Genomic DNA, 16,748 nt, shown 5'->3' with positions numbered 1-16,748 from the left:
ACATTTGTAGTCGACTCAGCAACAAGTTATGATAAAAAGAAAAAAGCAGTGACGCTATTGGCCGCTGCTTTCTTCTTATAATTTTTGCTCTTCTTCATTTCGTTTTTGTACATTGCGAAGCTCTTGAATACGGTTATGATTTTCTTCAAAGTATTGAACTAAATCTCCAATTCGATCAATGGAATTCCAGCTTAAATGATGTTCAATTCCTTCTACGTCATCATAAATATTTGTCTCATCTACGCCAATGATGCGCAGCAGCTGCTCTAAAAGCTCATGGCGATAAACAAGACGTTTTCCAATCTTCTGCCCCTTAGCTGTTAAAACAAGGCCTCGATATTTTTCATAAATTAAGTACTCATCTTTGTCTAGCTTTTGAACCATCTTCGTTACAGATGAGGGGTGAACCGCCAATGCATCAGCAATATCAGACACTCGAGCGTATCCTTTATCTTCAATTAGCATATATATTTGTTCAATATAATCTTCCATACTCGGTGTAGGCATGAAATCTCCCCCAATTAATATTATGTATTGCTAATAATAAGTCATAAATGTCTGTTTCTTATAGTGATATCGTGTTCATGTTTGATAATCTATGTGAAAAAAACGTGTAAATAAAGCGATGTCATAAGATAAAACTGGATAAAAGACATTCAATTAAAATCATACTACAATGCTTATTCAAATACAAGAACCGTTCGATCCCGCTTCTTATTTATGCCCCATTTTTATACATAATAAAAGCTGACTCGTTTGAGTCAGCTTTTACTAGTCAATCATGTTCAAAATTAAAGGCCGCATTTCAGCTGTGCACCACAGTTTGTACATGTGTTGCATCCGCCCATTTCTTCTACCGTTCCTTGACGGCAAACCGGACAAGTATTACCTACTTCAGAACCGATTGTTACATCAGTTGAACGAATTTCATTAATTGTATCAACTAGCACAACGTGCGGTTTCGTTTCTTCTTTTGGCGCTTCAATTTCTTCATCAAACGTATTTTCTTCTGCTTTTAGCGTTAAGACTTGTGCATCACGGCTGCCGTCTACGTACACCGTACCGCCTTTTGCTCCGCCTTTATACAGACGCTCGTACACTTTTTGAACTTGCTCTACTGTGTAACCGCGAGGAGCGTTTACTGTTTTACTAATTGAACTGTCAATCCAGCGCTGAATCACACATTGCACGTCCGCGTGAGCTTGTGGTGCAAGTTCCATAGCTGAAATGAACCATTCAGGAAGGTTGTTTGGATCTGCTTCTGGATGCTGATCTAAATACTCTTGAACGATATCAGCTTTTACTTCAATAAATTTACCTAAACGGCCGCTTCGGAAGTATGAGAATGAGAAATAAGGTTCAAGACCCGTTGACACCCCAACCATTGTTCCAGTACTGCCTGTTGGCGCTACTGTTAATAAATGAGAGTTTCGGATACCGTTCTCTTTAATGTTTTCACGAATATCTTCAGGCATTTTTTTCATGAAGCCTGTATTTGTAAATGCTTCACGTAAAGAAGCCGTTTCAGCATCTGTTTCGCCCACTAAGAACGGGAAGCTTCCTTTTTCTTTTCCAAGCTCTACAGACGCACGGTAAGCCGTCGTTGCAATTGTTTCAAACACTTTATCTACTAACTCATTGCCTTTGTCTGAGCCGTACTCTGTTTCACAATAAATAAGAAGATCGTGAAGACCCATTACACCAAGGCCAACGCGGCGTTCGCCAAGAGCTTGCTTTTGGTTTTCTTCTAAGAAATAAGGAGTTGCATCAATAACGTTATCTTGCATTCTAACGCCCGTTTCAACCGTTTGACGTAACTTTTCAAAGTTAACAGTTTTCGTTTCTTTATCTGCCATTTGCGCTAAGTTAACAGCAGCTAAGTTGCAGACAGAGAATGGTGCAAGTGGTTGTTCCAAATTTGTTATCGTAAAGGCTTTTTATCCTCTACCTCTTACGCTTCATATTTACGTAAGTTCAGCATACGTTTTCGTTACAATTATTCAGCCATTTCTTTCAAATACTCTTTCGGAGCTTTAAAATTGTAACGTTGCGGCCTCGTGGAAGCATTATAGTCTGTTATACAGGATCAGCTTCTATGCGTTGCCCCTGACTAAACCTTTACGTTTAGCCTTCGGTTCAGATTCCCATCTCAGGGTTCCTGCTTTATTCCGCAATGTTTTACATGAGGCAAACTATTCACCACATGGATTTGTTGCAACAACGTGCTGACCATATGCTTGAGCATTTGTCATATCATTAGCATTGTCAAAGAAGAAAATGCCTGGTTCAGCTGAGTACGTTGCACAAATATTAATTAAGTTCCATAGCTCTTTCGCACGGATAGTACGGTACGTACGAACTTTGTTTCCTTGTTTTGCCCATTCGCGCACATCGCCTACTTCGTGCCAGTTTTCATTGTAGTTAGCCATTTCTTCTTTTGAATAGCTTTCTACGTCTGGGAAGCGAAGTTCATATTCACCGTCGTTTTCAACAGCATCCATAAAATCTTTTGTTAAGCATACAGAAATGTTTGCTCCTGTTAAAAACTCTGAGTTATGAACGCTGTACGTTCCGCCTGTTTGCAGCTTTTCTTCTGCATCTTTAATGATTTTTTCACTGAACCCACCAAGACCAGGAATTTGTTTATAGTTAATGATTCCTTGGTACATCGCTTCTTCAGACTCTGTTAGCGGCGTGAACTTCAATTTATCTTGCGCATGCTTTTTAATCATTTCGTCATTTGTGTTTTCAATTAAGAAACGTAAAATGCGAGGGTTTTGCATTTTAGAAATGATAAACTCTACAATATCAGGATGCCAGTCGGCAAGCATGATCATTTGAGCCCCACGACGTGACCCACCTTGCTCAACAAGATGCGTCAGTTTAGCAATATCATCTAACCATGAAACCGAACCAGATGATTTGCCGTTTACACCGCGAGCCAGCGTGTTGCGCGGGCGAAGAGTTGAACCATTTGTTCCAACACCGCCTCCGCGGCTCATGATTTCCATTACTTGTTTGCGGTGTTCTGAAATACCTTCACGTGAATCTTTTACATAAGGCATTACATAACAGTTGAAGTACGTTACGTCTGTGTCAGCACCTGCACCGTAAAGAACGCGGCCAGCTGGTACAAAGTTTAGCTGAACAAGCTCTTGATAGAACTTTTCAAACCACTCTTTACGCTTTTCTTCTGTTTTTTCCACAGAAGCTAAGCCTGTTGCATTACGTTTTGCAATTTGCTCGTAGAAGACCTCTAGAGGCTTTTCAATGACATCCAGCGAACGAGTGATTAACCCGTTTTCTGCTTCTTCGGGCGATAAAGCACCTCTAAACTCATCTTCTACCTTGACAACAGCGGTCTTTTGCTCAAAATTAATGCTTTCCACATAGCCAAGTCCTCGTGCTGGAAATTTTGGATCTTCTTTTACAGTTAGAACAACAAAATCTCCTTCTGATAACGTTAATTTTTCCGTATCTTTAAAAGCATAGCGGTCTAACATTACCAATCTTGAAACACCTTTATGAGTCAACTTCATATCCGGTGTAATCGGATGTACTTGCGGAAAGCGTTCAATATCTGAATTGAGCTTTTCAACATTCATATTCACTTTTTGATTTAACAAAACAGTCATTCTCACAACTCCTTACCTATCGAACATCTATAAATTTATTAACTCTTTTTCCTTTTAAAGGAAAAAGAGTTTTTCAATCAACTATCAATAACTTACCACAGGGCTTGGACGAATTCAATATATAGTATTTGACACTTATCCAAACATCTACATATAGAAGGGTGTCAAGTGAAATATTTTTTTTTTCGTAAAAAAAGTGTTTGACTTTTCTTCCCTATGTATTCTATCAGCCAAGAATTATTTCTAAAAATTCCAATAAAAAGTGCAACTTATAAGAAGTTGCACTTTTATCTATTTCCCATCGGCATCCGTTTAGCGCTTAAAGTTCCATTCATCCGATCCGTACTTTGTGCGCGCTAGTTCTTCTACGTATGCTTCCTCTTCTTCAGACAGTGTATACGGTTCTAAATCGATATCAAGAGCCGAAGCAAATCCTTTATAAAACGCTTTTTTTGCTTCTTCAATAGAGATTTTGCGGCCAGCAATTGCATTGATGGCTACCGCTTTAGAACGGAATGCGCGCTGCATTCTTTCTTTCACGCGATCATTTGGATAATTAAACACGCTGAATAATTTATCTTCATCAATCTCTAACAGAATAGAGCCGTGCTGTAGAATAACTCCTTTTTGTCTGGTTTGGGCACTTCCAGCAATTTTGCGGCCCTCTACAACTAGTTCATACCAAGAAGGAGCATCAAAACATACGGACGAACGAGGGTTTTTTAAGCTATTTTTTTCTTCTTCTGAACGAGGAATAGCAAAATAAGCCTCGAGCCCTAACGAACGAAATCCTTCCAGTAAACCTTCAGAGATTACGCGATATGCTTCTGTAACTGTCTTAGGCATGTTAGGATACTCTTCAGATACAATTACGCTGTAAGTAAGCTCTTCATCGTGAAGCACGCCCCTGCCGCCCGTTGGACGTCTTACAAAGCCTAGTCCTAATTCTTTTACTTTATCAAAGTTAATTTCTTTTTCAGCTTTTTGAAAATAACCGATTGACAGCGTTGGAGGGTTCCATCCGTAAAAACGAATCGTAGGTGGAATTTCTCCTTTACTATGCCATTCTAATAACGCTTCATCTAACGCCATATTGTAATAAGGCGAACGGTTGTTGGAATCAATAAATCTCCACTTTGCTTTCATCTACCTCATCCTCAGCTATATGTAATATAAAAAATAAATCCGTTTTTTAGTCTACCAAAAGATTGAGCTAAGGAAAAGCAAAGAGCAACATAAAACTGTGAATTCAAATGTGGTAGTTTTTTCATTTTCGGGAAGAAATCCGCTAGATTCAAGGCAAAATCGCTTTACTTCTAATTTCATTCACTTATATAATAAGAGTATGGATTTTGTCGAAGAAAGGAAGAATCAGCATGTCAGCAATTACAGCAGTACTCATTTTACTTGGAGTAATTATCATATACTCTGTCGTTATGTTCTTTTACCAACGTCGCATTATGAAAACGTTAACTGAAGAAGAATTCCGCACCGGCTACCGCAAGGCACAGCTAGTTGATATTCGTGAACCGAATGAATTTGAAAACGGACATATTTTAGGCGCACGAAATATTCCTCTTTCACAGTTCCGTATGCGCATTAAAGAATTTCGTCCAGATCAGCCTGTCTACATCTATTGTCAAAGCGGAATGCGCACAGGACGTGCAGCACAAATGCTTCGTCGCCACGGTGTTCAAGAAATCTATGATTTAAAAGGCGGCTTCAAAATGTGGAACGGTAAAGTAAAAAAGAAAAAATAATGGTATGTATATAGAAAAACCTCGCCTTTGGGCGAGGTTTTTTGTTAGACGTTTTGAACAGCCTGTTCTTTCTGATAGCGAAGAACTGGCTTTCTCGCTGCCAGCGTTTCATCAAGGCGCTTCACAACCGTTGTATGCGGAGCTTCCTGTACGACTTCAGGCGTTTCTTCTGCTTCTTTTGCAATTTGAATCATCGCATCGATAAACGCATCTAGCGTTTCTTTCGACTCCGTTTCCGTTGGTTCGATCATCATGCACTCTTCTACGATAAGCGGGAAGTAGATAGTTGGCGGATGATAGCCAAAATCAAGCAGTCGTTTCGCAATATCCAATGTGCGCACGCCCAGCTTTTTCTGACGTTTTCCTGATAAAACAAATTCGTGCTTACAGTGACGGTCAAACGGAAGCTCATAGTGTTCTGCTAAACGACGCATCATATAGTTGGCATTTAGCACAGCGTTTTCCGTCACGGCTTTTAAGCCGTCTGGACCCATTGAACGAATATACGTATAAGCGCGAACGTTGATACCGAAGTTGCCGTAAAACGGCTTTACGCGTCCAATTGACTGAGGACGGTTATAGTCAAAGTGATAGCCTTGTTCTGTTTTCACAAGCACTGGTTTAGGCAAATACGGAATTAAATCTGCTTTTACCCCTACCGGACCAGAGCCAGGACCGCCTCCTCCATGAGGGCCTGTAAACGTTTTATGAAGGTTTAAATGCACAACGTCAAACCCCATATCTCCAGGACGGGCTTTACTTAATACTGCGTTTAAATTTGCACCATCATAATAAAGCTTTCCACCTGCTGCGTGAACAATTTCAGCCATTTCTAAAATATCTTCTTCAAATAACCCTAGCGTATTTGGGTTTGTTAACATTAAAGCGGCTGTATCTTCTCCTACTACGCGGCGTAAATCCTCTAAGTCCACTAAACCATGTTCGTTTGATTTTACCGTTACCGTTTCAAATCCCGCAACTGTTGCCGAAGCCGGGTTCGTTCCGTGAGCTGAGTCTGGAACAATGACTTTTGTTCGCTGCGTCTCACCATTTGCTTCATGATAAGCACGAATCATCATAAGCCCGGTCCACTCGCCGTGAGCACCTGCTGCTGGCTGAAGTGTTACTTCATCCATTCCTGTAATTTCTGTTAAATGCTCTTGTAAATCATATAAAAGTTCGAGAGCACCTTGAACCGTTTGCTCATCTTGAAGCGGATGAATATGCGCAAACCCAGCAATGCGTGCTGCTTGTTCATTCACTTTTGGATTATATTTCATCGTACATGAACCAAGCGGATAAAACCCTGAGTCTACTCCGTGATTTCGTTTTGAAAGCGCGGTGTAATGACGCATAATATCGAGTTCTGATACTTCAGGAAGCTCAGGAGCTTTGGTACGCACATACGCTTTTCCAAGCAGTTCTTCAGCATTTACTTGCGGCACATCTAACTCTGGCAATGAATAGCCGATTCGCCCTTCTTTACTGCTTTCAAAAATAAGTGATTGATTTTGATTAAGCATGAAGATCCCCCAATTCATTTACAAGTTGGTCAATTTCCTCTTTTGTACGGAGCTCTGTAAAAGCAAGCAGCATGTGATTTTCAAGCGCTTGGTTATCACGGCTAAGATCATAACCGCCAATTATTTTTGATGCTAATAAATGATTGTTTGCTTCTGTTACCGAAACAGGAAGCTTCACGACTAATTCGTTAAAAAACGGTCCTTCAAATGCTACATTTATCCCTTTTGCCTTTAACGCTTCATATGCATAATGCGTTTTTGATAAGTTTTGCAGCGCCATTTCTTTTACACCTTGCTTGCCTAAAGCTGTCATTGCAACTGATGCCGCTAAAGCATTTAACGCTTGATTTGAACAAATGTTAGACGTCGCTTTATCGCGGCGTATATGCTGTTCACGCGCTTGAAGGGTTAAAACAAACCCTCGCTTACCGTTTTCATCTACCGTTTGCCCTACTAATCGTCCTGGAATTTTCCGCATAAGCTTAGACGTAGTTGCAAAGTATCCGCAGTGCGGTCCTCCAAATTGACTTGGAATACCAAATGGCTGTGCATCTCCAATGACAATATCAGCTCCGAATTCTCCAGGGGGCGTAAGTAAACCTAATGATAAAGGATTGCTTGAAACCACAAACATGCACTTTTCTTGATGAGTAATTTCTTCAATTTCTTTTAACGGCTCGATTTGTCCGTAGAAATTTGGGTATTGGACAATAACAGCTGCCACGTCACTCCCCATCTCTTTTTCCAATGCAATCATATCTGTTACTCCGTCTGCTGCAGGGATTTCTACCACTTCAATGTATTGACCCTTCGCATACGTTTTTAACACATCTTTTGACTCAGGGTGAACAGCCGCAGAGACAAGTACTTTTTTCTTTTTTGTTTGACCCGCACTGAGCATAGCGGCTTCTGCTAAAGCAGTTCCTCCGTCATACATAGAAGAATTAGCCACGTCCATCCCCGTTAACTCACAAATCATTGTTTGAAATTCAAAGATGGCCTGAAGTTCTCCTTGAGAAATTTCTGGTTGATACGGAGTATAGGCCGTATAAAATTCCGAACGAGAAATAACATGATCAACAATAACCGGCATGTAATGATCGTAAACTCCTGCTCCTAAAAAAGAAGCATAGTCTTTTAAATGAGCATTTTTAGCAGCCATACTATTTAATTCTTTTAACAGCTGAGGCTCTGAAGCCGCTTTTTTAATATTGTATTCTCCTTGAAAACGAACGCGCTGCGGAATATCTGAAAATAAATCATCAACAGATGAAACACCAATTGCTGCTAACATTTGCTGCTGATCTTGTTCTGTCATTGGTAAATAGCGATGTAACATGTTAAATTCCTCCCCAAAGCTTACTTTGAACGTTTATAAAAAGGTGTTGAAACCACTTTTGCTTTTAAGCGTTTTTTTCGAACCTGCACTTCTACTTCCCGACCAAGCTCTGAATACTCTGCTGACAATAGCGCTAAACCGATGTTTTTCTTTAATGTCGGTGACTGTGTACCTGTTGTCACAAATCCAATTTGTTCTTCATCTGCAAATACTTCGTAACCGTGTCTTGGTATACCTTTATCAATCATTTCAATTCCTACCAGTTTACGAGATGCCCCGCTTTCACGCTGTTCTTTTAACACTTCTTTTCCAATAAAGCTGTCTTTGTTCGTTTTTACTGCAAATCCAATTCGAGCTTCAATGGGCGTAATATCTTTTGAAAGCTCTTGGCCATATAAAGCCAAAGTAGCTTCAAAACGAAGCGTATCGCGAGCTCCTAATCCGCAAGGCAGCACACCTTCATCACTGCCTGCTTCTAAAATAGCCGTCCACAAGTGAGAGGCGTCAGCTGAAGAACAATAAATTTCAAAGCCGTCTTCCCCGGTGTACCCAGTACGTGAAACGAGAGCTTTTACATTCGCTACTTCTACATCATCAGCAAATGTAAATGGCTTTAATAAAGATAAATTTTCGTTCGTTAACGTTTGTAAAACTTTTTCTGCTACAGGACCTTGTAAAGCTAGCTGCGCAGTTTCATCAGACTGATTAACGAGCGTTACATCTCCTTGTTTGTGAGACACCAGCCACTCATAGTCTTTTTGAATATTAGCAGCGTTTACGACTAGCAAATACTCTTGATCTGCTTTTTTATAAATCAGCAAATCATCTACCGTGCCTCCGTCTTCATAACACATAGCCGTATACTGTGCTTTTCCATCTACGAGGGTAGAAACGTCATTTGTCATCGTGTGCTGAAGAAAAGCTAAGCTATCAGCTCCTGTTACAAGAATTTCTCCCATATGAGAGACATCAAAAAGGCCTGCCTTTGTACGTACAGCTTCATGCTCTTCTTTAATAGAAGAAAATTGAACGGGAAGAGCCCATCCTCCAAAATCAATTGTTTTGGCACCATATTTTTGATAGGTATCATAAAGCGGCGTTTTGTGTAATTCTGTTGTCATATTTATGTCCTCCTCTTTTTCACGTGAAACTTTTCATAACGGGGAGTTTTCAAATAGTGTGGGGATCACTACGTATCCAAACAAAAAAGGACAGAAAACCCCCTACTGTATTTAGTAGGAAGTCTCTGTCCTTTTCACCTGAAAGTTTACCTATAAACGAATAGGTTTGCCTCGTGGGTGGTCTATAAACGCATAGACACTCTCCAGAGCTGCGTCAAACAAGAGTCTTTTTGCCTGAGAGATTCACAATTTTATTGCTTGCTCCTTCGGCGCTACATTCAAGTAGTCTCTCCCCGTGTCGTCATTCGCTTCTATAAAGTTGGTAAAGTTGGGCATACTACTGAAAGATGTATCTATCTTTATTCACACAATCATTTGTAAAGTGCTAATCTATTTTCTTTTTCAAATTTTCTAAATATATTTTTATCCTACCTGATTCTTATCATTTGTTCAATAAAAATTTTTTACAAAGGAGCATTTTTATCATGAAAGTGAAATTAAACATCGATGAAACATGGGAAGCAGCCTTCTCAACTAAATTGGAGCAAGACGGCCCTTGGTCTGCATGGGATTTGTATAAACTTGCCTATGAAATAGAAGACCAAACGCTTATCTCAGAATTTGAAGGACTACAAAGCCCAAAACATCTAGCTGATTTAACGCCGCTTCCTCATCAGCTCGAAGTAGCCAAACAAGTAGTTGAAACAATGAATGGGAAAGCCATTTTAGCAGATGAAGTAGGACTGGGGAAAACGATTGAAGCAGGGTTAATTTTGAAGGAATATATGATTCGCGGACTTGTTAAAAAAGTTCTCATTTTAGTTCCAGCTTCGCTTGTTTCACAGTGGGCTATGGAATTGAATCAAAAATTTTATATTCCCGCAGTCCCTCAAAGAAAATCATATGTGTGGGATCAGTGTGACATCGTTGTGTCTTCAATTGATACAGCAAAACGTTCTCCTCATCGAGAAATTGTGCTTGAACAAGACTACGACCTCATCATCATTGATGAAGCTCATAAACTTAAAAACAACAAAACAAAAAACTATGAATTTGTGCAAAGTCTAAAAAAGAAATTTTGTCTGTTGCTAACCGCAACACCGATTCAAAATCGAATTGAAGAAATTTTTAACTTAGTCTCTCTTTTAAAGCCTGGCCATCTCGGCAATAAAGACTATTTCGAAGAATTATTTTCCGCTAAAAAACGCTCTTTGCAAAACGATGAACACTTAAAAGAGCTTGTTAACAAAGTTATGATTCGAAATCGCCGCCACGATACGGGTATCGAATGGACGAAGCGAATTGTTCAAACCATTCCTGTTGAATTCTCGCCAAAAGAACGCGAGCTGTACGATGCGATTACGTCTTTTAAAGGAAACGGACTGCACCCTTCAAGCGCTTTTTCAATTTTAACCCTGCAGCGAGAGGCCTGCAGCAGCCGTGAAGCGGTGTATATGACATTAAAAAACATGCTCGAACGTCAGGAAGATCAAAACAGCGCATTAACGGAACATATGATCACTCCGTTAATGGAACTACTTCAGCAAGTGCCGCAAAATGCAAAAGCAGAAAAAGTGCTAGAGCTCGTTCAGAAAATTGATGATAAAGTCATTATTTTTACTGAGTACAGAGCAACTCAACTGTATTTACAGTGGTATTTAAAACAGCATGGAATTACCTCTGTACCTTTTAGAGGCGGATTTAAGCGAGGTAAAAAAGACTGGATGAAGCAGCTTTTTGAAAGCCACGCGCAAGTATTTATTGCCACTGAAGCAGGCGGAGAAGGAATCAACCTTCAGTTTTGTCATCATATCATTAACTATGATCTTCCGTGGAATCCAATGCGTCTAGAACAGCGAATTGGAAGGGTCCATCGTTTAGGTCAAAAACATGATGTTCACATTTACAATTTAGCCATTCAACATACGGTCGAAGAACATATTTTAAAATTGTTATACGAAAAAATAAACCTTTTTGAACGAGTTGTTGGAGAGCTAGATGATATTTTAACAAAGCTTGATTTAAAAAATATCGAAGAGCATATTCAGGATATTTTATTTCATTCGCGGAGTGAAGGAGAAATAAAAATCAAAATGGAGAACTTGACGTCTATTATTCAATACGAAGACAGCGAGGAGGATCAGCATGCAGCAAACTGATATTCATCAATTTTTAAAGCGTTATTTTCTAGCTAATAATTGTTCTATTGTCACAGAAACATCTTCTTACCTGACGGTTCAATTAACGATTGAACTCGATAAAGAATTGATGAATCGTCCATTTTATTGGCACTATATTGAAAAGACGGGAGGAGAAGCAACTCCTGCTTCGCTCACTTTCATTACAGATCCAGCATTTGAAGACGATTCCGTTCAAGGAGAACGAATTCATTTCGGTTCACCTAGGCTGCACCAAATTTTCGCTTCTACTCAAAAACTAGGCGGGTTTATTCACTTGTATGAACAAGTTGCATCAGCTCAGCCAACAAATCAGCCTTTACACCCTTGGCTTGCATTAAATATTAAAGTCTCGTACAAATGCGATCGTAAAAAAGATGAGCTCTTGTCGCTTGGCATTAATTTAATCAATGGACAGATTATTGAATCATTTCATGAATTAATCATTAATCAAAATTTGTCATCTAAAATCTCAGACTATTGCTTTACTCTCTCACCTTTTATTAAACCTAAAAGTGCCATCGCACGACTCACATCATATGTGACTGACTATGTTAAAGCTCAGCCAACTGAATGGGCTGAAAAAGCGCAGGAGAGATGGTATGAAGACTTAGCGCTTCTTGATCATTTTTACGAAACAGCAGAAGAGCTGCCAGAAATATATATGACCGAAAAAACAGCGCTTCAAGAACTGTACGAGCCGACTATCTTGTTTAAGTTTATAAACGGTGGCTTATTTTACATATCGCCTGAAACGATGTCTCGTCAATTTAACAAAACACAAGCCGGTTAAAAAAAAGATGAGCATATGATATGCTCATCTTTCTTTTTTCTTACGATACCACAGCATAAACGACAGCGGAATCATTCCAAACCATCTGTTTGCAAAAGGTGCTCGCTCTTCTTTTTTTTGAATTTTTTTCGTTTTCCTCTCTTCTTTTGGCTGATCCATATATTGTACAAATTGCTGAGTCATATATTTTACATAATCATTCGTTTTCATATAATCATCTCCTCAGCACTATTATATCCGGAGAGAAAGAGACTTAATCCGTCCACTTCACAATGTGCTGATCCTTTTTTTGAATATATGCCGTTTCCGTCAATGCTCTTCCTTGCAATGTTTGACACTTTATTTTTAGGATGATCATCTGTTCATCTTCACTTACTACTTCGTATGAAACCGTACCAGTTTCTAATACTAAAGATGCAGATGGAGATTTATTATGTTCTTTTATTTCTTTTTTTACATGTACAACCGCGTTTTCTAAAAGATGCTGCAGACGATTTTTCTGCTCTACTTCTTGATAAAATGAACTTTTCGTCACAAAATAAGTGGTTTGCTGAGCTACTAACAGAAGAAAAAGCGCACAAAATGCCAAAACAACTGGGAGAATAAATCCTTGCTCATTATGTTTCATGAGCAAGCATCAAAAACGTCGTAATGGTTTCTTCTCTAACTTTGTTAACACCGTCTGTTGAACGAATCAAAAGCCTTTCTTTTTGCTGTTCATACATAATATTCTTAATGTGCTGCAGCACAACTTCATGACCGCTTTCATCCACTCGTCTTCTTATCTTGTCTTCGTAGCGTTCATAAGTGATGATCTGATTATTTTCCATTTTCAACGTAAGCGTAGTCGCATTAATTCCCACTTCTTTTGCTTCTCGATATTCCATAGCAAGTTGATTCACAAAAATTCCCCACTCCATTTCATTCATACTAAAATCCGGATTATATGTTTGCTTAGCTAGCGGAATGATAATGGGGAAAAATGAAACAATGATCAAAAAAAGAGTAAAACTGACTAACATCTCTACAAGCGTAAAGCCTTTTTCCCTTTTCACTTCAACATCACATCACACTTCTTTTTCATTTTCTCAGCGGAATCTGTCCATTCTACACAAAGCTTTTGAGCACTTTCTCCGTTCCACTTCAGATAAAACGCAACGTTTTCTTTTACGATTTTTTCTCGCCGTTTATATCCTGCTTCATATTTATATTTCAATAGCTCTTCATGCAAGATAGCATCAGCTTGATACGAAACATATTGCTTCTTTTCTGCTTCTTTCATCTGAACATACAAAGGAATAATTGTACCGGTTAGGAGTAAAAGCATGCTAAATGAAACAAGCATTTCTAACAAGGTGTAGCCCTGCTGACCCTTACATCTTGTCCACATAAAAACGCCCTCTGCCTATTTGAAAAGTAACTTTATATTTAAATTTTTGATTGCTGATAAAAATGGTCTTCGCTTGAGAAATATTGCCGTTTTTGTTGTATTGTATCGTGGAATTGCCGCTTCCAAACATGATATGAATGGTAGAGTCATAGGCGCGCTTATAAAGAACGGCACGAGAATCAGAAATAATATATTCTGTTCCCTTCGGTGCGAAGTTAATTTTAATTGGAGATTCTCGGTTCATTGCTGTTTGCTGCACATAAAACGTGTCGCTTTGCAGCTGTCGCAAAAATAATGTGATTTTGTAATATTCCACAAGCGGACGAATGGCTACAATAATGGAAAACATCATCACTTGCACAATAAATAAAACCATCAGCATCTCAATGAGGGTAAATCCTTTTTGCTTAAGAAGAACCACTAGCTGTAACCTTTCCGGTACCGTCAATTTGAATGGCTTGACCATTTGGACACACGGTGCCTTCTTTTAAGTAGCCTCCTGCTTCAAGCTCTTCTAGACTTGGTTTTTCGCCATTTTCAAGTTCGTATACTTGTACCTCAGCCTCTACGGTTTTGACAAGAGCTGAGCAGCCTTTGTTGTTAATAACCGTATTATGCTTTAATACATTTGGAATCATAATGAGCAAAAGCACGGTAATAACGAGCATAACAATGAGCATTTCAATAAGGGTAAATCCTTTATCACCTTTTAGAATCATATTCTTTCACCTTTCTACAAGCTCGACATCACTTCTAACATCGGAAGCATAACGGACATATACATAAGCAGAATGACAATTCCGATGAATAAGAATGTAAGCGGCTGTACATATTTTAAAATACGAAAAATAAACTGTTCCATTCTTTCCATCATAAATAGACTGTAATCATACAGTTCTTGAGAAAGCTCACCGTTCTGCTGACCATGCACAATAACTTGAGCCAAGTCTTTTTCATAATGAGATTTACCTGAAACGATATGATCTAATCGCATTCCTGAGGAAAGTTGATCTGTAAAAGCAAAAGCTTCCACTTGAAAAAACGGATGATGCTCTTGCTTTTGAAAAAGAGCAAAGCATTCATAAATAGATAAACCACCATTTAGTAAATTGCTCATATGAACAGAAAAAAAGTACGAGTTAAATAGCCGTGTGAACGTTCGGATAACGGGAACTCTCATAAAAAGCTGCATTTGAACTACTGGAGGCAATTTTTTAATATAAATCACATAAAACAAATAAAGAATGATTGGCATACTGATGACTGCAGGTAACACAAAAGGAAAGAACGACATCGCCTGCATAAATAAGAGAATAAACGAAGACTGCTTGTTTCCAAAGGATAAGTACAGAGCTTCAAACTGTGGAAGTAAAACCGTACTTAAAACAAATAAAATGGAAAGAATAAACAGCAGTAGCAATACGGGGTATTGAACAAGTTTTTGAAATTTTTTACGATGCCTTACTTTTTCTTCAATCATTGAGCTGCTTTCTTTTAAAGCAAATTGAAGGTTTCCATGCTGTTCCGCAAAATATAAATAGCTTAAAATATCGCGGTGAAACTGAAGTTTAACAAAAGCATCGTGCAAAGATTCTCCTCGTTTTAACTGCTCAAGACATTTTTCAATATCCGTTTTTTCTTTGTTAGATACTTGAAACGTCAAAAACGAAAGAGCTTGAGAAAGAGTGTAGCCTTTTTCCAAAAGCTTAGAGACCTGCTTAAGAATTTTTGCTTGCTGAGCAAGAGACCACCTTTTTTGTCTATTTGTCTTTACCCCCATCCGTCTAGCGAATGCGGATATAAATAGCCTAGCGCGATTCCTTTTAGAATCACATCTCGGAGCGTCTTATAATCATAATCCGCATTTTCTCCTTTCACTTCTCTCATCACTGCACTAAGCTCCTTGCCATAAAGCAATTCGTATATGCTGGACTGACGATGCTTTCTCATTTTTTTACAAGCGGGGTGGCATTTTCCGGAACACAGCGGACAGCGAATTTCTACAAGGCGCTGTGCAGCTACTGCTACAAGAGTCTGTTCCATTTCTTGAAAGCTAACCCCAAATTCAAGCAGCCTGTACAAAGATCCTTTTGTATCTTTAGTATGCATCGTTGTCAAAACCAAGTGTCCGGTAAGTGCTGCTCTCACAGCAATTTTGGCAGTCTCACTATCTCTTATTTCTCCCACCATGATAATGTCTGGGTCATGGCGCAATATAGCTTTTAAACCAGTCGTGTACGTAATCCCCGCCCGTTCATTTACCTGTACTTGAAGCACGGTTTCACTCGGTTTTTCAATAGGATCTTCTAGTGTAATAACATTTCGATTAAAAAGGTGCTTTACTTCGTGTAAAAGAGTATATAGAGTAGTGGTTTTACCTGACCCTGTAGGACCCGTAAAAATAATTAATCCATGAGAGAATTTCAAGAGAGAAATAAGCTTTTTAGTGTGTTCAGGAAAAAGAGATAAATGTTTGAGAGATGTAGATTGTTGATGAGGCAAAAGCCGAATAACAAGACTTTCATCATGAGAAGTAGGAAGGGTTGATAAACGCAAATTTACTTGATAGTGATCAATGGAAGTGGTCAATGCACCATTTTGAGGTTTTCTGCGCTCGCCAATATCCATTCCCCCTAAAAATTTAAAATGCGAAATGAGCCGTTCAGACATTTCCTTTGAAATAACCCTCTTTAAAATAAGCTCCTGGTCAATTCGCAGCTGAATCACAGCATCTTTCTTTCGGGGCACAATATGCACATCAGAACTTCGGCACTCACATGCATCTCGTATAATGCAAGTAGCAAACTGTTCAATTTCGGTCAAACGATCATCACTCCTTTATTTGTAATCAAGATGATTGGTAAAACATCTAGAAACAGTAATTTCGACCTTTTTCGAGATTTTCCTCCTTCTTTTTTCATTTTTTATAATTTTTTTAGTATACGCTTCTTTTCTTCGCTTCAGTCCTTCTACACGATGTACAACTTCTGTACACCTCTAAACGACTACA

16 protein-coding genes, 2 pseudogenes and 1 riboswitch are annotated in these 16,748 nt (G+C 38.9%); of the genes and pseudogenes, 3 read left to right on the top strand and 15 right to left on the bottom strand.

Features of this window, described 5'->3' with window-relative positions; translation table 11 throughout:
- Positions 1–75: 75 nt before the first annotated feature.
- The 4 genes and pseudogenes from mntR to AC4NPH_RS13235 form a co-directional block, all read right to left on the bottom strand.
- On the bottom strand, positions 76–507 hold the full coding sequence (mntR, locus tag AC4NPH_RS13250) for a transcriptional regulator MntR (RefSeq protein WP_013059162.1): 432 nt from the start codon (positions 505–507) through the stop codon (positions 76–78).
- Between the two features lie 284 nt (positions 508–791).
- Positions 792–1,913: pseudogene (locus AC4NPH_RS13245) on the bottom strand (ribonucleotide reductase barrel domain-containing protein); the annotation flags it as partial.
- Positions 1,914–2,198: 285 nt separating this feature from the next.
- Positions 2,199–3,635, bottom strand: a pseudogene (locus tag AC4NPH_RS13240) (vitamin B12-dependent ribonucleotide reductase); the annotation flags it as partial.
- A 312-nt stretch (positions 3,636–3,947) separates the two neighbouring features.
- Positions 3,948–4,781, bottom strand: a complete 834-nt coding sequence (locus AC4NPH_RS13235) for a lipoate--protein ligase family protein (protein ID WP_013059163.1) — start codon at positions 4,779–4,781, stop codon at positions 3,948–3,950.
- 230 nt (positions 4,782–5,011) lie between these two features.
- Between AC4NPH_RS13235 and AC4NPH_RS13230 the strand changes: the two genes are divergently transcribed.
- Complete coding sequence (locus tag AC4NPH_RS13230; protein ID WP_013059164.1) at positions 5,012–5,395, top strand: rhodanese-like domain-containing protein; 384 nt, start codon at positions 5,012–5,014, stop codon at positions 5,393–5,395.
- 44 nt (positions 5,396–5,439) lie between these two features.
- On the opposite strand, the gene gcvPB is transcribed toward AC4NPH_RS13230, so the two are convergent.
- The 3 genes from gcvPB to gcvT are packed head-to-tail and all read right to left on the bottom strand — an operon-like array spanning position 5,440 to position 9,378.
- A complete protein-coding gene (gene gcvPB / locus AC4NPH_RS13225) occupies positions 5,440–6,918 on the bottom strand; it encodes an aminomethyl-transferring glycine dehydrogenase subunit GcvPB (RefSeq protein ID WP_013059165.1) in 1,479 nt (492 codons plus the stop codon).
- Positions 6,911–8,257 carry an aminomethyl-transferring glycine dehydrogenase subunit GcvPA gene (gcvPA, locus tag AC4NPH_RS13220; RefSeq protein ID WP_029320219.1) on the bottom strand — a complete coding sequence of 449 codons (1,347 nt, stop codon included), beginning with the start codon at positions 8,255–8,257 and terminating at the stop codon, positions 6,911–6,913. Before gcvPA ends, gcvPB begins: the two co-directional genes overlap by 8 nt.
- Positions 8,258–8,277: 20 nt before the next feature.
- Positions 8,278–9,378 carry a glycine cleavage system aminomethyltransferase GcvT gene (gcvT, locus tag AC4NPH_RS13215; protein WP_098197257.1) on the bottom strand — a complete coding sequence of 367 codons (1,101 nt, stop codon included), beginning with the start codon at positions 9,376–9,378 and terminating at the stop codon, positions 8,278–8,280.
- Between the two features lie 212 nt (positions 9,379–9,590).
- Positions 9,591–9,683, bottom strand: a riboswitch (glycine riboswitch).
- Between the two features lie 180 nt (positions 9,684–9,863).
- On the opposite strand from gcvT, the gene AC4NPH_RS13210 reads away from it, so the two are divergent.
- Positions 9,864–11,537 carry a DEAD/DEAH box helicase gene (locus tag AC4NPH_RS13210; RefSeq protein ID WP_014458233.1) on the top strand — a complete coding sequence of 558 codons (1,674 nt, stop codon included), beginning with the start codon at positions 9,864–9,866 and terminating at the stop codon, positions 11,535–11,537.
- Positions 11,524–12,348, top strand: a complete 825-nt coding sequence (locus AC4NPH_RS13205; RefSeq protein WP_013059169.1) for a YqhG family protein — start codon at positions 11,524–11,526, stop codon at positions 12,346–12,348. The genes AC4NPH_RS13210 and AC4NPH_RS13205 overlap by 14 nt, the downstream gene beginning before the upstream one ends.
- A 24-nt stretch (positions 12,349–12,372) precedes the next feature.
- On the opposite strand, the gene AC4NPH_RS13200 is transcribed toward AC4NPH_RS13205, so the two are convergent.
- The 8 genes from AC4NPH_RS13200 to comGA are packed head-to-tail and all read right to left on the bottom strand — an operon-like array spanning position 12,373 to position 16,561.
- Positions 12,373–12,558 (bottom strand): YqzE family protein, encoded by a 186-nt coding sequence (locus AC4NPH_RS13200; RefSeq protein ID WP_013059170.1) that lies wholly within the window; start codon positions 12,556–12,558, stop codon positions 12,373–12,375.
- A gap of 43 nt (positions 12,559–12,601) precedes the next feature.
- Positions 12,602–12,976, bottom strand: coding sequence for a competence type IV pilus minor pilin ComGG (comGG, locus tag AC4NPH_RS13195; protein ID WP_013059171.1), 375 nt, complete (start codon positions 12,974–12,976; stop codon positions 12,602–12,604).
- Positions 12,966–13,403 carry a competence type IV pilus minor pilin ComGF gene (comGF, locus tag AC4NPH_RS13190; protein ID WP_098197258.1) on the bottom strand — a complete coding sequence of 146 codons (438 nt, stop codon included), beginning with the start codon at positions 13,401–13,403 and terminating at the stop codon, positions 12,966–12,968. Before comGF ends, comGG begins: the two co-directional genes overlap by 11 nt.
- Positions 13,400–13,738, bottom strand: a complete 339-nt coding sequence (locus tag AC4NPH_RS13185; protein ID WP_013059173.1) for a type II secretion system protein — start codon at positions 13,736–13,738, stop codon at positions 13,400–13,402. The genes comGF and AC4NPH_RS13185 overlap by 4 nt, the downstream gene beginning before the upstream one ends.
- Positions 13,722–14,204 (bottom strand): competence type IV pilus minor pilin ComGD, encoded by a 483-nt coding sequence (comGD, locus tag AC4NPH_RS13180; protein WP_491938787.1) that lies wholly within the window; start codon positions 14,202–14,204, stop codon positions 13,722–13,724. The genes AC4NPH_RS13185 and comGD overlap by 17 nt, the downstream gene beginning before the upstream one ends.
- Positions 14,146–14,457 (bottom strand): competence type IV pilus major pilin ComGC, encoded by a 312-nt coding sequence (gene comGC, locus AC4NPH_RS13175; protein WP_013059175.1) that lies wholly within the window; start codon positions 14,455–14,457, stop codon positions 14,146–14,148. The genes comGD and comGC overlap by 59 nt, the downstream gene beginning before the upstream one ends.
- A 14-nt stretch (positions 14,458–14,471) precedes the next feature.
- A complete protein-coding gene (gene comGB / locus AC4NPH_RS13170) occupies positions 14,472–15,518 on the bottom strand; it encodes a competence type IV pilus assembly protein ComGB (protein WP_013059176.1) in 1,047 nt (348 codons plus the stop codon).
- Positions 15,509–16,561, bottom strand: coding sequence for a competence type IV pilus ATPase ComGA (gene comGA / locus AC4NPH_RS13165; protein ID WP_078082172.1), 1,053 nt, complete (start codon positions 16,559–16,561; stop codon positions 15,509–15,511). Before comGA ends, comGB begins: the two co-directional genes overlap by 10 nt.
- Between the last annotated feature and the right edge of the window lie 187 nt (positions 16,562–16,748).

It is taken from the genome of Priestia sp. MDV22-iso46 (assembly GCF_058629175.1).
The sequence above is the reverse complement of the archived record's forward strand: the minus strand, read 5'-3'. Positions and strand labels throughout refer to the sequence as shown.